Source organism: Allobosea sp. CRIB-10, assembly GCF_900112185.1.
GTDB lineage: Bacteria > Pseudomonadota > Alphaproteobacteria > Rhizobiales > Beijerinckiaceae > Allobosea.
Genome location: NZ_FOKP01000003.1, coordinates 324,740 through 341,305 on the forward strand (window position 1 = coordinate 324,740; position 16,566 = coordinate 341,305).

13 protein-coding genes are annotated in these 16,566 nt (G+C 66.8%); 7 read left to right on the forward strand and 6 right to left on the reverse strand.

Features of this window, described 5'->3' with window-relative positions; translation table 11 throughout:
* The first annotated feature begins 431 nt into the window (after positions 1-431).
* Both BMZ69_RS06605 and BMZ69_RS06610 read left to right on the forward strand, forming a co-directional pair.
* Entirely contained in the window at positions 432-2,645 is a 2,214-nt protein-coding gene (locus BMZ69_RS06605; RefSeq protein WP_092155764.1) for a methyl-accepting chemotaxis protein, read from the forward strand.
* Positions 2,646-2,747: 102 nt separating this feature from the next.
* Positions 2,748-3,533, forward strand: a complete 786-nt coding sequence (locus tag BMZ69_RS06610; RefSeq protein ID WP_092155765.1) for an alpha/beta fold hydrolase — start codon at positions 2,748-2,750, stop codon at positions 3,531-3,533.
* Between the two features lie 532 nt (positions 3,534-4,065).
* Here the strand turns inward: BMZ69_RS06610 and BMZ69_RS06615 are convergent.
* A complete protein-coding gene (locus BMZ69_RS06615) occupies positions 4,066-4,851 on the reverse strand; it encodes a bestrophin-like domain (RefSeq protein ID WP_092155766.1) in 786 nt (261 codons plus the stop codon).
* A 95-nt stretch (positions 4,852-4,946) separates the two neighbouring features.
* Positions 4,947-5,696, reverse strand: a complete 750-nt coding sequence (locus tag BMZ69_RS06620; RefSeq protein WP_092155767.1) for an SDR family NAD(P)-dependent oxidoreductase — start codon at positions 5,694-5,696, stop codon at positions 4,947-4,949.
* 203 nt (positions 5,697-5,899) lie between these two features.
* Here BMZ69_RS06620 and BMZ69_RS06625 point away from each other — a divergent pair, with 203 nt between their 5' ends.
* Entirely contained in the window at positions 5,900-7,564 is a 1,665-nt protein-coding gene (locus BMZ69_RS06625; RefSeq protein WP_092155849.1) for a hypothetical protein, read from the forward strand.
* Between the two features lie 22 nt (positions 7,565-7,586).
* Here the strand turns inward: BMZ69_RS06625 and BMZ69_RS06630 are convergent, their stop codons facing one another.
* The gene (locus BMZ69_RS06630; RefSeq protein WP_092155768.1) at positions 7,587-9,209 is read right to left on the reverse strand and encodes a long-chain-fatty-acid--CoA ligase; all 1,623 of its coding nucleotides are present in this window, start codon (positions 9,207-9,209) and stop codon (positions 7,587-7,589) included.
* Between the two features lie 117 nt (positions 9,210-9,326).
* Here BMZ69_RS06630 and BMZ69_RS06635 point away from each other — a divergent pair, with 117 nt between their 5' ends.
* The 3 genes from BMZ69_RS06635 to BMZ69_RS06645 all read left to right on the forward strand — a co-directional run bounded on the left by BMZ69_RS06635 (position 9,327) and on the right by BMZ69_RS06645 (position 12,296).
* Positions 9,327-9,803: a MarR family winged helix-turn-helix transcriptional regulator gene (locus BMZ69_RS06635; protein ID WP_092155769.1), complete on the forward strand. Its 477-nt coding sequence runs from the start codon at positions 9,327-9,329 to the stop codon at positions 9,801-9,803.
* Positions 9,803-10,651 (forward strand): patatin-like phospholipase family protein, encoded by an 849-nt coding sequence (locus BMZ69_RS06640; protein ID WP_092155770.1) that lies wholly within the window; start codon positions 9,803-9,805, stop codon positions 10,649-10,651. The genes BMZ69_RS06635 and BMZ69_RS06640 overlap by 1 nt, the downstream gene beginning before the upstream one ends.
* Before the next feature lie 181 nt (positions 10,652-10,832).
* Positions 10,833-12,296 (forward strand): amidase family protein, encoded by a 1,464-nt coding sequence (locus BMZ69_RS06645; protein WP_092155771.1) that lies wholly within the window; start codon positions 10,833-10,835, stop codon positions 12,294-12,296.
* Here BMZ69_RS06645 and BMZ69_RS06650 read toward each other — a convergent pair.
* The 3 genes from BMZ69_RS06650 to BMZ69_RS06660 are packed head-to-tail and all read right to left on the reverse strand — an operon-like array spanning position 12,293 to position 14,297.
* Positions 12,293-13,327, reverse strand: a complete 1,035-nt coding sequence (locus tag BMZ69_RS06650; protein WP_092155850.1) for a DmpA family aminopeptidase — start codon at positions 13,325-13,327, stop codon at positions 12,293-12,295. The genes BMZ69_RS06645 and BMZ69_RS06650 overlap by 4 nt on opposite strands.
* A gap of 23 nt (positions 13,328-13,350) precedes the next feature.
* Positions 13,351-13,749, reverse strand: coding sequence for a VOC family protein (locus BMZ69_RS06655; protein WP_092155851.1), 399 nt, complete (start codon positions 13,747-13,749; stop codon positions 13,351-13,353).
* Between the two features lie 17 nt (positions 13,750-13,766).
* Positions 13,767-14,297, reverse strand: coding sequence for a hypothetical protein (locus tag BMZ69_RS06660; protein WP_092155852.1), 531 nt, complete (start codon positions 14,295-14,297; stop codon positions 13,767-13,769).
* A 358-nt stretch (positions 14,298-14,655) separates the two neighbouring features.
* On the opposite strand from BMZ69_RS06660, the gene BMZ69_RS06665 reads away from it, so the two are divergent.
* Positions 14,656-16,038 (forward strand): aminotransferase, encoded by a 1,383-nt coding sequence (locus BMZ69_RS06665; protein WP_092155772.1) that lies wholly within the window; start codon positions 14,656-14,658, stop codon positions 16,036-16,038.
* Positions 16,039-16,566: the final 528 nt, after the last annotated feature.

A 16,566-nucleotide genomic window follows, 5' to 3' on the forward strand; every position in this document is an offset into this window, starting at 1 on the left:
GGAATCTTTCGATGAGGAAATGGTCGCAAGACCGAGAGTATAAAGAAGGTTGCAAAAACTACTAGAAACCCGCGGAAGCTGCAAAAACACCCTTCTAAAACGCTCTCAAGCTGCTTCAATGCGACAGCTTGGCAACAAACGTCGCTGATCTGGAGCAAATTGCAACCACTCCACCGGCTTATTTAGTCAAAATTTACTATCACGACGCACCGTCTGCTTAGAAAAAGAGCACCCGGATTTCTCCTGTGTCTATCGCAGATAGTACAGCGTGCGCCCCTGGCCGCGCACCCTTTCGTATTGACCAATACACCAGCCGGACGAATGTCCAGCGCTCAGATCTCCGGTCAGTTGATCGCGCCGATCAGGCCGATTTCGCCCTCGCCTTCGCTCATGCGAGTTCCTGCCCACATCATGTCATTTAGGACCACGCTATGCGTTTGGCAGCCAATCTCACGATCAAGCAGACATTCCTATGCATTGCCGGGCTCTTCACCGCCCTGATCGCAGCCATCATCGGCGCGTGGTATTTTCAGCAGCGGGCGGTCGATGCCCGGGCCGGCGCTTATCGCCAGGCGCATGCGTCCTATCTGCTCGCCGACGAATTCCGGCAGAGCTCGGATGATCTGACGCGCCTGGCACGGACCTTCGCGGTGACCGGCAACGCGCGCTACGAGCAGCAATATCTCGAAGTCATCGCCATGCGCAGCGGCGAGAAGCCGCGCCCGGTCGAGCCGCACCGAATCTACTGGGACCTCGTCCTCGACAATGCCGTGCGCCCGCGCGGCCCCGGCGAGACCAAGGCCCTGCTGACCGCGATGAAGGAGGCGGGCTTCACGGACGCCGAGTTCGCAAAGCTCGGCCAGGCCGCCGCCAAGTCGGACGGTCTCGTCGCTCTCGAAACCCGCGCCATGAACGCCGCCAAGGGCCTGTTCGAGGATGGCGGCGGCAAATACACCGTCAAGAAAGAGCGCGACCTCAACCTCGCCCGCGAGCTGCTGTTCTCGGCCGATTACGACCGCATGAAGGCCGAGATCATGAAGCCGGTCGACGAGTTCTTCGGGCTGGTCCAGGCGCGCACCAATGCCCTCCTCGCCGCGACCGGGGCCACGGTCAACCAGATCCAGTGGGTGTTCAACCTGCTGCTCGGCACGCTGGTCGCGCTGATGCTCGCAACCGGCGCCCTGATCGTCTCGCGCGTCATCAGGCCGCTCGCCGCGATCAAGACCAGCATCGACGGCCTCTCCAATGGCGAGCTCGAAACGCCGATCCCGCAGACTGGGCGCAATGACGAAGTCGGCGCCGTCGCCGGCGCGCTGCTGCTCTTCCGCGACAAGCTGGTGCAGATCCGCGCGCTGGAGGCGCAGGAGCGGGCCGAGGCCGCAGCCCGCGCGGCCCGAGCCGATGCGATGTCGCGCGTCGTCTCCGATGTCGGCGAGGTCGTCGCCGCCGCCGCCGATGGCGACTTCTCGGCCCGGCTGCAGATCGACGATGCCGACGAGCAGATGCAGAAGCTGGTCGCCGGCATCAACGAGATCAACGCCGTCGTCGACAGCGCCACGACCGAGTTCGTCGCCGTGCTGCAGCGCGTCGCCGAGGGCGACCTGACCCAGGACATCGCCACCCAATATCGCGGCCGCTTCGGCGAGCTGAAGGCGGCGGTGAACGAGACCGTCGAGCGCCTGTCCTCGACGGTGAAGACGATCCAGCTCACCTCCGCCGATGTCGGGCTCTCGGCCCGCGAGATCGCGACCGGCGCGGACGATCTGTCGAAGCGCACCGAGGAGCAGGCTTCTTCGCTGGAGGAGAGCGCCGCGACCACCGAGGAGCTGGCCGCCTCGGTCAAGGCCTCGGCCCAGGCCTCGCGCCAGGCGGCGACGACCGCCGAGGAAGCGATGCGCGCGGCCGAGGGCGGCGGCGAGATCGCCGGCAAGGCAGTCAGCGCCATGGCCCGGATCGAGGACGCCTCAAAGAAGATCTCCGACATCACCCGCGTGATCGACGATATCGCCTTCCAGACCAATCTCCTCGCCCTGAACGCAGCGGTGGAAGCGGCCCGCGCCGGCGATGCCGGCAAGGGCTTCGCTGTGGTCGCCTCGGAGGTGCGCACCCTGGCGCAGCGCTCGGGCGAGGCGGCCAAGGACATCTCGACGCTGATCTCCTCCTCGAACGCCGAGGTCGGCGAGGGCGTCAAGCTGGTCCGGCAGGCCGGCGATGCGCTGACCCAGATCCTCGCGGCCTCGCAGAAGGTCGCCGCGACCATCGCCGACATCTCCTCGGCCGCGGCCGAGCAGGCCAACGGCATCGAGGAGATGAGCCAGACCGTCGCCCATATGGACGAGATGACCCAGCAGAACGCTGCCCTCTCCGAACAGAGCGCCGCCAGCGCCAATGCGCTCAACCAGCGCATCACGCAGCTCAACGACCTCGTCGCCGCGTTCAAGACGGGTGGCGACGCCGTCGCCACCCGCGCGGCCACGCCTCATGCCGCCCCGGCCCGCTCGGCGGTCAGGCCTGCTGCCGCACGCAAGCCCGCGGCGGCCGAGCCGCAGCGCCTGCAGCAGCTCGCCGCCACCGCCTTCAGCCCGGCGCCGCGCAAGGTCGCCAATGCCGGCAAGCACGGCGACAGCGGTTGGGCCGAGTTCTGAGCACATAGCCGGTCGCCTTTCGGAGGCGGCCGGCATCCTTGCGAAAGGGGCCGCCACAGGCAGAATGGCCGTCCCTGACACTTGCCGGCAAAGCGTGCCCGCGTGACGACGATCGACCAACGGGATGCCCTGCTTCGGCTCGGCGAGCACGAGCTCTTCACGCGCAGCTGGACGCCCTCGGATCCTGAGCATGATCGGCGCGCGCCGGTCCTGCTCCTTCACGACTCGCTCGGCTGCGTCGAACTTTGGCGCAGCTTCCCCCAGAAGCTCGCCGCGGCGACCGGCCGGCGCGTCGTCGCCTATGACCGCCTCGGCTTCGGCCGCTCCGACCCGCATCCGGGCAAGCTAGGCCTCGATTTCGTCGCGGACGAAGGTCACAGCGTCATCCCGCAGCTTTGCGATCGGCTCGGCATCGGCGATTTCGTCGCCTGCGGCCACAGCGTCGGCGGCGGCATGGCGATCGAGACGGCGGCGCGCTGGCCGCAGCGCTGCCGGGCGCTCGTCACCATCGCCGCCCAGACCTTCATCGAGGAGATGACCCTCGCCGGAATCAGGGTGGCCGAGCGCGATTTCCAGGATCCGGACAACCTCGCCCGGCTGGCGCGCTATCACGGCGACAAGACGCCCTGGGTGCTCGACGCCTGGATCGGGACCTGGCTCTCGCCCGCCTTCGCCGACTGGGCGCTGGATCGCCCCCTGGCCGGCATGCGCTGCCCCGTCCTCGCCGTCCACGGCGAGGACGACGAATACGGCTCGACCCGCCACCCCCGGCGCATCGCCGAAGGGCGAGGCGAGGCGCTGATCCTTCCTGGGGTCGGCCATGTCCCGCATCGCGAGGCGGAAAGCGCGCTGGTTAAGGCGATCGCGGGTTTTCTGGCGGCGATCTGAAACCCGAAGGCGATTCCACCCGCCATTCCGTCATGGTCGGGCTTGTCCCGACCATCCACGTCTTCCTTCACCAGATGCGGTGTTCAGCTCGCCACAAGGGCGAGGATGACGGTTGAAGCGACCCGCCTCCGCGGGGATAATTCCCCAATCAATCCCCGCCTTCGAAACCTGTCGTATTCTCCCCCCGTCCCGTCCGACCAAGGGGCTGTCGCGAGGCATCGTGCGGCCGGGCGGGAGAGCGGTGTCCGCCTTGAACAGCCGTCGCGGGCTGGAATGGCGGAGGGGCCTCGCCGGGCGAAGCCGGGTCTGCCCGACCCGATGGCACGACGAGGCACCGGAAGAGAACCGCGCGCGGGGTTCGGCAGCGGCAAGCATCGGCCGCTTCGACATCTCGACATCGACATTCGACATGGCGGCGGAAGGCCGCCGCGACTGGACCCCGCGCACCCCTTTGGGATCGCGCTCGCCTTTCAGAGCCTCACGGCGCAAGCCGGCGAGGTTGCAGTCGCGCGCGAAGTACCGGCCTTGCGCCCTACCGCACCATGTCGGCGAGCGCATCGCGCATCGCCGCGCTGGAGACGTGAAACACGCCCTCATAGGGCAGGCTGAGATCGACGATCACGAACATGATGCTGGAGACCGAGAGCACCCCGATCGCCAGTACGGCGGCGCTGAGCGCGCGGCGCGGGATCTGCAGGCCGAAGCTCAGGAACACCAGGCTGAGCCAGAAGCTGACGATGCCGACGAAGAATCCGCCCGAGGCCGTGTTCGCATCCTCGATGACGTTCCATCTCGCTGCCGAGACGGCCGCATAGGCGGCGCGGCAACGGGCCGCCGAATGTTCGAGCCCGGCGGTCTCGAGCCCGTCGACCTCGGCGCCGATCGCGTTCATCAAGCGGGTGAGGCCGCTGTCCTCGCCGCGCACCGCCATGCCGCGCGGATCGGGCATGCCCGCGACCTCGGGCGCTGTCTCGCGCGGCCAGGTGCTCGCGATCACCGCGGCGGTGTACTGCCGAAGCTTCAGCCGGGTCGGCTCGGCCGCCGCCCTGAACACGCGCAGGCATTGGTCGAGATTGGCGAGGCGCGCGGCATAGGCCGAGCGATGGGCGCTGGTGAGGTCGTAGTGCGTCCGCGCCGTCGACAATTGCAAGCTGAGGATCAGCGCGGCGAAGGTGACCATCAGCCCGGTCACCAGCCTGATCGACTCCATGTTCTCGCTGGTCAGATGGCGCTCGTGCAGGCGCTTGCGCAGCGCCAGCCCCGCCAGCGCGCTCAGGCTGAACAGAGCGAGGAACGCCAGGACCAGGAGGAATTCCATGCGCGCTCCTCGGCTCGGCCTATTGGGGACGCTCGGTCGGTGTGGGCCTCGGCTTTCGCATCGTCAATCGCTGTGGGCGCTTTGATGAACCGGAATCAGGGTCCTACCAACTGCCCACCATCGACCACGATGGTCTGGGCGGTGACCCAGCTCGCCTTGTCGGACGCAAGGAAGAGCACGACCTGCGCAACCTCCTCCGGCTTGCCCATCCGGCCGAAGGCAATGCTGGCCAGGGTCGAGCGATAGAGTTCGGGATTCGAGGTCTTCCGATCCTCCCATGTCCCGCCGGGGAACTCGATCGAACCGGGGGCGACACCGTTCACCCTTATGCCCTGCTTCGCCAGCATCTTCGCCTGGCTGGCGGTGTAGTGCATCACGGCCGCCTTGATGGCGCCGTAGGGCGCCGAACGCGATGACGCTCGCAAGGCTGAGATCGAGGAGATGTTCACGATCGACGAGCCCGGCTTCAGATGCGGGATCGCCGCATGGCTGCCGCGGACGATCGCCATCATGTCGACATTGAGCGAGGCGGCCCAGCCTTCCTCGTCATCCGAATGGCCGAAGCCGGAAGCGTTGTTGACGAGGATATCCAGGCCTCCAAGCGCCTTGACCGCCTCGGGCACATAGGCCTCGATCGCCTTGGCATCGGCGAGGTCGACGCTGGCTGCGTGAGCGGTTACGCCGAGAGCCTCGATCTCCTGCCGCGTCGCATCGAGCGGCCCTGGCCCCCGTGCACAGATCGAAACCGACGCCCCTTGCGCTGAGAAGCCCAGCGCAATCGAGCGCCCGATGCCGCGGCTGCCCCCCATCACGATCACGCGTTTGCCGGCGAAGTCCTTGGCCATGTGGGCTCCTTGCTGATTTGCCGGAACCTAGATAACCGCGGCGGACGGCTTGGCTTCAATACCCATCGCCCGCGGCCCACGCATGGGTGCCTTTCGAGTCGCTACGGACATTTGGGGACCGGCGATCACCGGCGCCGGCAATAGCCCTCGAATCCAGGAACAACTGCGACGCTTTCTTTAGGCAACGCCTGTAACGTCGAATGATGCGTCGCGTATTTCCATTCTCGCTGGTCTTCTTTGTGGCGACCGGAATCGCCTTTGCCCTCCAGGCGATGCCGATCCCCGGCATCTATCTGATGGTTTTTATGGCGCCGTTCTGGTCGGTGTTCTTGGTGAACGCTGGATCGATAGGCATCGCAGCCGAAGCCGCAACTGGGCGAGTTTCCCGCTGGTGGCTCATCGTCCCCGCCTTGTTCTACGGCGGCTATTGGATCGTCGCGGCTCAAGAACACCTCATGCTTCGCAAGCTTTCGGCCTCGTACGTTTCCGCCAATGCACAGGTGGCCGTGGACTTCGATTCAGAGCGCCAGGCTCTCGTTCTTGAAGGCAACGATGGATCGGGAGATGGGCCTTGGCTGACGCAGAACTACGCGCTGCCGATCGTCTATTCGGTGAACGCCAATGTGCCTGAAGGCTATTTATCCAACCGAATGCTGGATCAGGCAGTCCGCGCGAAGTTGGGGCCGGCCACGATGGCCGCCTCTGTATTCTGCTTCGGCTTCTCCGACGAACGCCCAAACGGCTATCCGAAGTCGGAAGCGCGCTTCTGCACGTTGTCGATGCCTGAGAGACCGACCCTTCCTCAGATCCGCGTCTCGCGCCGGCAGGAAACACTGCAGGATGGCAGCCTTCCCGTCACGCGCGTCACGGCGAACATCGCCACTCCGGACGGACGCAACTTCCAGATTTTGACCGGCCACGCGGCTCCATTGAACTGGTTTCCGATGCCCGTGATCGGATGCGCGCTCATTTCGAGTGCCCCGAGCTGGAGCTGCTCTGCAAGCTTCTCGCGCAACAGGTTCACGCCGATCATCTCGGGCAGCTCCCGACATCGTCACGACACTGAAACACTGGCAAGGGCGCTTGGCTTGAAGCCCGTCGCCATTCCGGAGCGACGCAGCGCCGATCCGGAGCCGGTTCTGGCGAAGATCAGGGCGGTCGAGGAAGCCACGTTGAGTCGCCAACTCGCCAATATCGACTCGATGATACGTAATCCTGCCGCCGGGGTCTCCGACTGGCAGATCGAGCTCGTTCTGCGCCGCCCGGACGCGCTGGAATCGCGCGCAGACGCGATCATGGCGGGCATCGAGCATGCCGCAACGTTCACCGGTAACGACCGGTACAGGGCAAGAGAGAGCGGCCGCATCTTGGCGAGATTGCTGGCCACCCTGCCTCACGACCGGTTTGTCGGCTTTGGCTCCCGAATACTTGCCATATACGCGAAGGCCGACCGCGAGCACTGGCTTTGGGATGCCGAGCCGCTTTTGCGCCGGTTGGGCGACCTCGGCACCGACGCACTGCCCTACTTGATCAATCCATCCGCCCTGCGCCCAGCCATCAACAGAGCCGGAGTAGAAGGTCTTTGCCGTGTCGGAAGCGCTGGGCGAGAGAATGCCGAGCCGATCCTGCTAGCTTTATGGACGTCGCACTCTCGATATGATCGAGATTTGCACGGACCGATGTTCGTTGCATTGCGTCGTATCGGAATAACGCCGCCGCCGCTCGCCGACGAACGATTTGCCCGGCTTGAAGCGGAATGGGCTGATATTTCGAGCGCATCGCCAAACCGGGTCTGCGCCGTAGACGCAGAGAGAAACGCCCGGCGGGATGAGAAAGAGAACGGAAAGCGTCGGTGGAACATGGAGTGAGCGGCCGCCCCCGCTCTTCCCCTCACCCCGGCAGCCGATACTCCTTGAACATCTCCCGCAGCGCCGTCTTCTGGATTTTCCCCGTCGCGGTGTGCGGGATCGCCTCGACCAGCACGACATCATCGGGCAGCCACCATTTCGCGACCTTGCCGGTCATGAAGGCGAGCATCTCCTCGCGGCCGGGCGTCCTGCCGGGCTTGGGCACGATCACCAAAAGCGGCCGCTCGTCCCATTTCGGATGGGCGACGCCGATCACTGCCGCCTCCGCCACATCGGGATGGCCGATGGCGAGGTTTTCGAGCTCGATCGATGAGATCCATTCGCCGCCCGACTTGATCACGTCCTTGGAGCGATCGGTGACCTGCATGTAGCCATGCGGATCGATGGTCGCGACGTCGCCGGTGTCGAAGAAGCCGTGCTCGTCGAGGATCGGCTGATCGTGCTTGTAGTAGGCGCCGGCGACCGCCGGCCCGCGCACCTTCAGGCGCCCGAAGGTCTTGCCGTCCCAGGGCAGGTCCGTGCCGTCATCGTCGGTCAGGCGGAACTCGACGCCGAACTGCGGATGGCCCTGCTTGACCTTGAGGTCGTAGAGCGCATCGCCTTCGAGCCCGTCATAGACAGGCTTGATCGAGCAGAACGAGCCGATCGGGCTCATCTCGGTCATGCCCCAGGCATGGTCGACGGTGACGCCGTATTTCTTTTCAAAGGCCTCGGTCATCGTCCGCGGGCAGGCCGAGCCGCCGATCACCACCCGCTTCAGCGTAGCGAGCCTGCCGCCGGTCGCCTCCAGATGCTGCAGCAGGCCGAGCCAGACGGTGGGCACCGCCGCGGTCAGCGTCACGCCCTCGCCGTTGAGCAAGTCGAGCAGCGAGGCGCCGTCGAGCTTCATGCCGGGCATGACCAGCTTGGCCCCGGTCATCGGCGCCGAGAAGGCGAGCGACCAGCTATTGGCGTGGAAGAGCGGCACCACCGGCATCACCACGGTCCGCGCCGACAGGCCCATATAGTCCGGCTGGGCGCAGGCCATGGCGTGCAGCACATTGGAGCGGTGCGAATAGAGCACGCCCTTGGGCCCGCCAGTCGTGCCGGAGGTGTAGCAGAGTCCCGCGGCGGTGTTCTCGTCGAACTCTCCCCAGGCGAAATCGGCATCGGCCTGCGCGAGCCAGTCCTCGTAAGCGACGGCGTTCCGGAGCGAGGTCTCAGGCATATGCGCGGCGTCGGTCAGGACGATGTAGCGCTCGACCGATGGCAACTTGTCCTGCAGGCCCTCGACCAGCCCAACGAAGGTCAGGTCGAGGAAGAGCAGACGATCCTCGGCATGGTTGATCAGCTGGGCGATCTGCTCGGGAAAGAGCCGCGGATTGACGGTGTGGGTGATCGCGCCGATGCCGCTGATGCCGTACCAGAGCGCAAGATGCCTGTCGGTGTTCCAGGCCAGCGTCGCGACCCGGTCGCCGAGACGGATGCCCTCGCGCGTCAGGCGCTTGCCGATCCTGAGGGCGCTCTGGCGGATCTCGGCATAGGTCGTGCGGCGGAACGGCCCTTCGACACTGCGGGAGACGACCTCACGCGTGCCATGCTGGATCGCCGCGTGGTCAATGATCCGGTGGATCAGCAGCGGCCAATTCTGCATCAGCCCGAGCATGCGTTTCTCCCTGTCGTCCTGCCTCGCTTTTTGGCAGCATAGCCAGCGGACGGCTCGTGGCGAAAGCCCTCGCCTCCGACTTGGAGATGAGTTAGTTTACAAGTAAACGATCTAGGGATGAACGCCTTGTCAGTGCCGCGCCCAATCCCCGCCCCGGAACCCGTCGAGCCCGACCGCGTCTGGTTCCGCTTCATGCGCCTGCACCAGCGCATGCTCGGCCAGATGACCGCGCGTATCCGCGAGCTCGGCCTTTCCATCCCGCAATTCGACCTGCTGTCGACCCTGACCGAGCGCGAGGGCATCAGCCAGAGCGAGCTCGCCGAACGACTCTATGTCACCAAGGGCAATGTCTCCGGCCTGGTCGACCGGCTGGTCCAGGCGGGCCTGGTCGAGCGCCGCGCCATCGTCGGCGACCGACGCTCTTATGCCATGCACCTGACACCGGAGGGCCGCCGACTCGCCGAGGCCGGCATGGCGACGCAGCGCGACTATGTCGCCCAGACGCTCGGCAAGCTGCCGACGGAGGACCTCGCCGAGCTCGACCGGCTGGTCCTGGCCTGGCGCGAGCGCGCCCGCGCTCTCGACACGCCCTGATGTTCGCCGGTCTGGCTTATGCCGGCGGCGGCAATCGCTGCTACTGGCAAGGCGGCTTCTACGAGACCGTCGCGCCTGAGATCGGCCTGAAGCCACGCCGCATCGTCGGCGCCAGCGCTGGGGCCGGGGCGATGCTCTACAATGCGCTTGGGCTCGGCCCAGCCGTGCGCGAAATGCTGCGCGAAGCCTGCACCGGCAGGACGTCCGAGGTCGACTGGGCCGCCTTTCGCCGCGGCGGCCGGCTCTTTCCGGTGGCAGAGATGTATCGCGGCATGCTCGCGACCCTGTTCACGCCGGAGCGGCTGGCGGCGCTGAAAGCCCAGGCCGATTTCCTGATCGCGATCTCGCGGCCGCCGCGCTTCTGGCCGCTGCCCGTCATCACCACGATCGGCATCGGCGCCTACCAGTTGGAGAAGCGCTTCCGCCGACCGGTGCATCCGACCGTCGGCCGGAAACTCGGCTTCCGGCCCGATCTCATCCGCATCGCCGACTGCGCCGATCCCGAGCAATTGGTCGACGCGCTGATGGCGAGCGCCGCCGTGCCGCCCTTCATGCCGGCGGGGAATATCGGCGCCCGTGCCGCGCTCGATGGTGGCCTGGTCGACAGCGCCCCGGCCTGGGCGCTCGCCGAGATGGAGGCGGCCGGCGAGCAGACGCTGGTGCTGCTGACCCGCCCCTTCGCCGAGGTGCCGCAGGTTCAGAACCGCACCTATGTCCGCCCCTCGCAGGTGATCCCGGTCAGCCAGTTCACCATCCGCAACTGGGAGGGCATCCGCTTCGCCTATGAGCTTGGGGTGAAGGACGGCGAGGCGTTCCTGCGGACAGTGGAACGGCGGAAGGCGGGGTAGCGCAGCTAAGGCGATATCATCCACACCGTCATGCTCGCCCTTGTGGCGAGCATCCACGTCTTGAACACCGCATTGCGTCCGGAAAGACGTGGATAGTCGGGACAAGCCCGACCATGACGGGTGCGGTTCCGCCGCCTGCCGCAATGCTCTACGACTTGAGTCCCCTCCGCCGGACCTCCCGATGGGCTCGATCGACCTCACCGCCTCCGCCATCAGCCTGCGCTCCGATCTGCTCGCCAGACGCTTCAGCGCCACGGAACTGCTCGAAGCGACCTTCGCCCGCATCGACGCGCTGAATCCGTCGCTCAACGCCATCGTCGCGCAGGATCGCGAGGCCGCGCGGGCGATGGCAGCTGAGTCGGATCGGCACATCGCCACTGGGCAAGCCCGCCCGCTCGAAGGCCTGCCGATCACGATCAAGGACGCCTTCGACGTCGCCGGCCTGCCCTCCTCCGGCGGCCTGCCGGCCTATAAGGAACGCATCCCGCAGGAGGACGCCGCCGCCGTCGCCCGCCTGCGCGCCGCCGGCGCGGTCATCCTCGGCAAGACCATGGTTCCGGTCTTCTCCGGCGATTTCCAGAGCTACAACCCGGCGCATGGCGTGACCAACAACCCGTGGAATCCCGACTACTCGCCCGGCGGCTCCTCGGGCGGGGCGGCGGTCGCCGTCGCCACCGGCATGAGCGCCTTCGAACTCGGCTCCGATCTCGGCTCCTCGATCCGCTGGCCGGCGCAGGCCTGCGGCGTCTTCGGCCTCAAGACCAGCTGGGGCCTGGTCTCGACCTGGGGCCTGATCCCGCCGCCGCCGGAGCGGCGCACCTTGCGCAATGCCGACCTCGTCGTCGCCGGCCCGATAACGCGTGCGACCGAGGACCTCGACCTGATCCTGCCGGTGCTCATGGGCCCGCGCGATCCGAATGTCGTGGGCGCCGCCCTGCCCGCTCCGCGCAAGACCGAGGCGAAGGGCCTGCGCGTCGCGATCTGGGCGCAGGAGCCGTTCGCACTGGTGACGAAGGAGGTCTCGGATACCGTACGCGAAGCCGGCCGGCGTCTCGCCGAAGCCGGCGCGATCGTCGACGAGACGGCGCGCCCCGGCTTCCGCTTCAGCGAAGCCTATGAGGTCTATGCGCTCTTGAACCACGCCGTCGTCGCCTATGGCTTGCCGCCGAAAGTGCGCGCCCGCATCCAGGCGCAGGCGGCGAAATTCGCGCCCGGCGACCTCTCGCATCAGGCGCTGCAGGCCCGCGGCGCGAGGATGACGCCCGGCCTCTATCAGCAGCTCCATCAGCGCCGCCTCGCCCTGAAGCGACAATGGGCTCGCTTCTTCCAGAACTGGGACGTGCTGCTCTGCCCGCCCGCCCCGGTTGCGGCGCAGAAGCACGACCATCTGCCCGATTTCCACGCCCGCCGGCTCGACATCGACGGCGTCGAGCGACCCTATCTCGACTTCCTGTGCTGGGCGAGCCTTGCCACCGGCTCCGACCTGCCTTCGCTGAGCGCGCCGGTCGGGCTGTCGCGGGCCGGACTGCCGACCGGCGTCCAGATCATCGCCCCCCTCGGCGAGGACCGGACGGCGATCGCGGTCGGGGCGATGCTGGAGAGATTGGGCGGCGGCTATCGCGTGCCACCGGTCGCTGCGTCCTAGCCGTTCAGCCAGTCTGCCAGCGACGGCCGGCGGTTGCCGTCGCGCCCGATCATCTCCGGCGCGGCCAGCATCGCGTTCAGCACCGCCTCCTGCGTCGCTTCGGCGGCGGCACGGAAGGGCAGATCGATCCGGTTCTCGTTGAGCACGGCGAGCGGGACGAGATCGGCCTGCTCGTGATGCGCGATCCGGCCCGCGGTCGAGAACGCGATGGCGATGTCGCCGCTGCCATTGCCCCAGAAGGCGCCGAGCCGCGCCAGACCGGCGCCGCAGCGCCGGGCTATGCGGGTAAGCTGCCGGCTCTCCAATGGCAGGTCGGTCGCCAGGATGATGATCACCGAGCCGCGCTCCGGCGGCTGGACCGGGTTCGCAGCCGGCGGCAGCGGACGGCGCCCGTCTGGCAGGACGAGATCGCCGGCATTGCCGAAATTCGCCTGCACCAGCACGCCGACAGTGAAGCTGCGGCCATCGAGCTCGATCAGGCGTGAGGCCGTGCCGATGCCGCCCTTGAAGCCGAAGGCGCTCATGCCGGTGCCGGCGCCGACCGCACCCTCCTCGACCGGCCCGCCGCTGGCAGCATCGAGCGCCGCTTCCGCATCGGAAACGGTCAGGCGGCGCGCCCTGATATCGGAGAGGAAGCCGTCATTGCATTCGAGCACGAGCGAATTAACGGTCCCGGTGCTGCGGCCGATCTCCGGATTGCCGGCGAGCGCCCGGCCGACCAAGGCCTCGACCCCCGTCGCGACCGAGAAGGTGTTGCCGAGCAGGAGCGGCGTCTCGATCTGGCCGAGTTCGGCGAGCTGCATCAGCCCGGCGCTCTTGCCAAAGCCGTTGATGACATCGACGCCGGCCCTGACCTTCTCGCGGAAGAGATCGCCGCCATGGGGCAGCACCGCGGTGAAGCCGGTGCGGATATCGCCCTCGCGGATCGTGCGGTGGCCGACGGCGACGCCCGATACGTCGGTGATCGCATTGAGCGGCCCCGCCGGCAGCGTGCCGCAGACCAGGCCGTAATCGCGCGCCCGCTTGCTCAAGGGAAGCTCCTGCTCAGGGCTGATCATGTCGCCGCGTTGAACACGGCCTCGATATTGTGACCGTCGGGATCGATGACGAAGGCGGCATAGTAATGCGGGCCATAGTGCGCCCGCACGCCCGGAGCGCCATTGTCGCGGCCGCCCTGCCGGAGCGCGGCGCGATGGAATGCGTCGACGGCCTGCCGATCGGGCGCGGCGAAAGCCACATGGAAGCCCGGCCCCGGCGGCCGCTGCCCGTCCGGGCGATGCTTCAGAGCCAGCGCGTCACCGCCACCCGCAACGCCGTAGCCGACCGCCTGATTGCTCTCGCCGGGCCGAAGGTCGCTCCAGACCCGGACATAGCCGAGCGGCGCCAGCACCGCATCGTAGAATGCGATCGCGCGCTCGATATCGGCCACCCCCAGCGACAGGTGATGCAGCATCGGCCGGTCCGGCGCGCTCACGCCGCGGCCTTGACCTTCGCCACGGTCACCCGCGGCCGGCCACCGGCCAGTTCCTCGCGCAGCACCAGCCGCTCGTCGGCGGCGATCAAGCCGAGCGGCACGTCGTGATCGGGCATGACCGCCGTCGCTGACTTGTTGAGGAAGACGATGACCGGGCGGCTGCCGGCGGCGGCCCAGCGGCGCAGCTGGGTGAGATAGGGTTCCTTGCGCCAGGCCTGCGGCACGCCGGGGTCGAGCTGGACGAAGAGCCAGTTGGTCGCCGGATCCATGGTCAGAACGAAGCGCGCCTTGTCCGGCTTCCATTCCGGGCCGAGGAAGCCCTGCGTCATCCACAGGCAGAAGAAGGCGCGGCAATGGTCCGGTCGGGTCGCGTGGATGCCGCAGCCCCGCCCCGGCAGGCAGTGCTTGCACCAGCTGCCGGCGACGCTCTCCACCGCCGGCACGTCGTAGACCTTGCAGCACAGCGTACAGCTGCCGCAGTCGCGGCCGGGCGCCGGCTGGTTCACCATGCGGGCGGGATCGATCATGAAGGCCTCTTCAAAAACGCGCGGCACCATGCGCATCGCCGTTGTAGCTGGCAAGCCATGATTGGAATCGTTCCAGGTGCGATGTTGCCTTTTTCAGCCCTCATCCCGAGGGCAGCCTTCAGGTTGCGTCGCGAAGGATGCTCCATGGGGCTCCGGGACCATCTTGAGCATCCTTCGAGACGCGATCTGCGATCGTCCCTCAGGATGAGGGCTGCGGGTTGGAGGTCGTCTCAAGATTCCGACGCACAAGCCCCGCCCCGCGCCAGACTCTGCCCCGTCCTGCAGGAAAATCGCTCAGCGCTTGCGCAGGGCGCGGTCTATGCTCGCATAAACGACGCATAAGCATCGGGAGCCGGAAATGCTGACCAACCTCGCCGTCCGCGACATCGAGACCCTCGTCCACCCCTATACCAATCTGGCGGTGCATCGCGAGGTCGGCCCGCTGGTGCTGGAGCGCGGCAAGGGCGTCTATGTCTACGACGTCTCCGGCAAGGACTATATCGAGGGCATGGCCGGGCTCTGGTGCACCTCGCTCGGCTATTCCAACGAGGAGCTCTGCGACGTCGCCTATGAGCAGCTGAAGAAGCTGCCCTTCACCCACATCTTCTCCGGCCGCAGCCACGACCCGGCGATCGAGCTGGCCGAGAAGCTGAAGGAGATCGCGCCGGTGCCGATCTCAAAAGTGTTTTATGGCGCCTCCGGCTCGGATGCGAACGACACCCAGGTCAAGCTGGTCTGGTACATGAACAATGCGCTCGGCCGCCCGAAGAAGAAGAAGATCATCTCACGGCTGAAGGGCTATCACGGCGTCACCGTCGCCTCGGCCTCGCTGACCGGCCTGCCGGCCAACCACACCGATTTCGACCTGCCGCTCCCCGGAATCCTGCACACCTCCAGCCCGCACCATTATCGCTTCGCGCAGCCCGGCGAGAGCGAGCTCGATTTCTCGGCGCGCCTAGCCGCCGAGCTCGACGAGATGATCCAGCGCGAGGGGCCGGACACGGTCGCCGCCTTCATCGCCGAGCCCGTGATGGGCGCCGGCGGTGCGGTCACGCCGCCGGAGGGCTATTTCGAGGCGATCAACGCCGTTCTAGCGAAATACGACATCCTGTTCATCGCCGACGAGGTCATCACCGGCTTCGGCCGCACCGGCGAGATGTTCGGCACGACCACCTACAAGATGAAGGCCGACACGCTGTCCTGCGCCAAGGCGCTGACCTCGGCCTATTTCCCGCTCAGCGCCGTGCTGATCAACGAGCCGGTCTATGAGGTGCTCGTCGACCAGAGCCGGAAGATCGGCACCTTCGGCCACGGCAACACCTATGCCGGCCACCCGGTCGGCTGCGCGGTCGCGGTCAAGACGCTGGAAATCTACCAGCGCGACAAGATCATCGAGCATGTCCGCAAGGTCGCGCCGACCTTCCTGCAGCGTCTCGGCAAGCTCGCCGAGCACCCGCTCGTCGGCGAAGCCCGTGGCGTCGGCCTGATCGGCGGCGTAGAGCTCGTCAAGGACAAGGCGAGCAAGGCGCAGTTCGAGGCCAAGAAGGCCGTCGCCGCCAAGTCGGTCTCCTTCGCCCAGGATGAAGGCGTGATCCTGCGCGCCATGGGCGGCGACCGCGTCGCCTTCTGCCCGCCGCTGGTGATCACCGAGGCCGAGATCGGCGAGATGTTCGACCGCTACGAGCGGGCACTCGCCAAGACGCTAGACTGGGTCAAGGCCGAAGGCCTGCTCGCGGGCTGAAGGCGCACTCTGGAACCACGACGTCATGCTCGCCCTTGTGGCGAGCATCCACGTCTTGGGCACCGCATGCAATTAAGGAAGACGTGGATGGTCGGGACAAGCCCGACCATGACGGAAGAAAGTGGCCAACGCTGATTTCAGCCACCCCTGCGAAACTGTGCCAAAGCTGACCAAGGCCTCGGTGTGACGATGAAAACGTCACAACAAATTCAAAATGCCGCCGCCGGCCCGACCCGATCGGCAGCGACATTGATGGTGCTGACGGCCCAGGAACCGTCGGCGCCCACAACCGGAAACCGAGGATCATGTCTACGCATAAGCCGCGCCACCCCGCGCACCGTTCCGCCAGCTTCCATGATGCCAGCGCCCGGGAGGCCTATGCATCGCGCTTCCGTCCGATCGCGATTCCTGCCATTGTCGCGGGAACCCGCTGGACCCCGGCCGCGTTGACCTCGCAGCACAGGGACGTTCCGGCGCTCCTGCGCAACGGTTTCGAAGATTGATACGACGACCTCCGACTGAGACCCA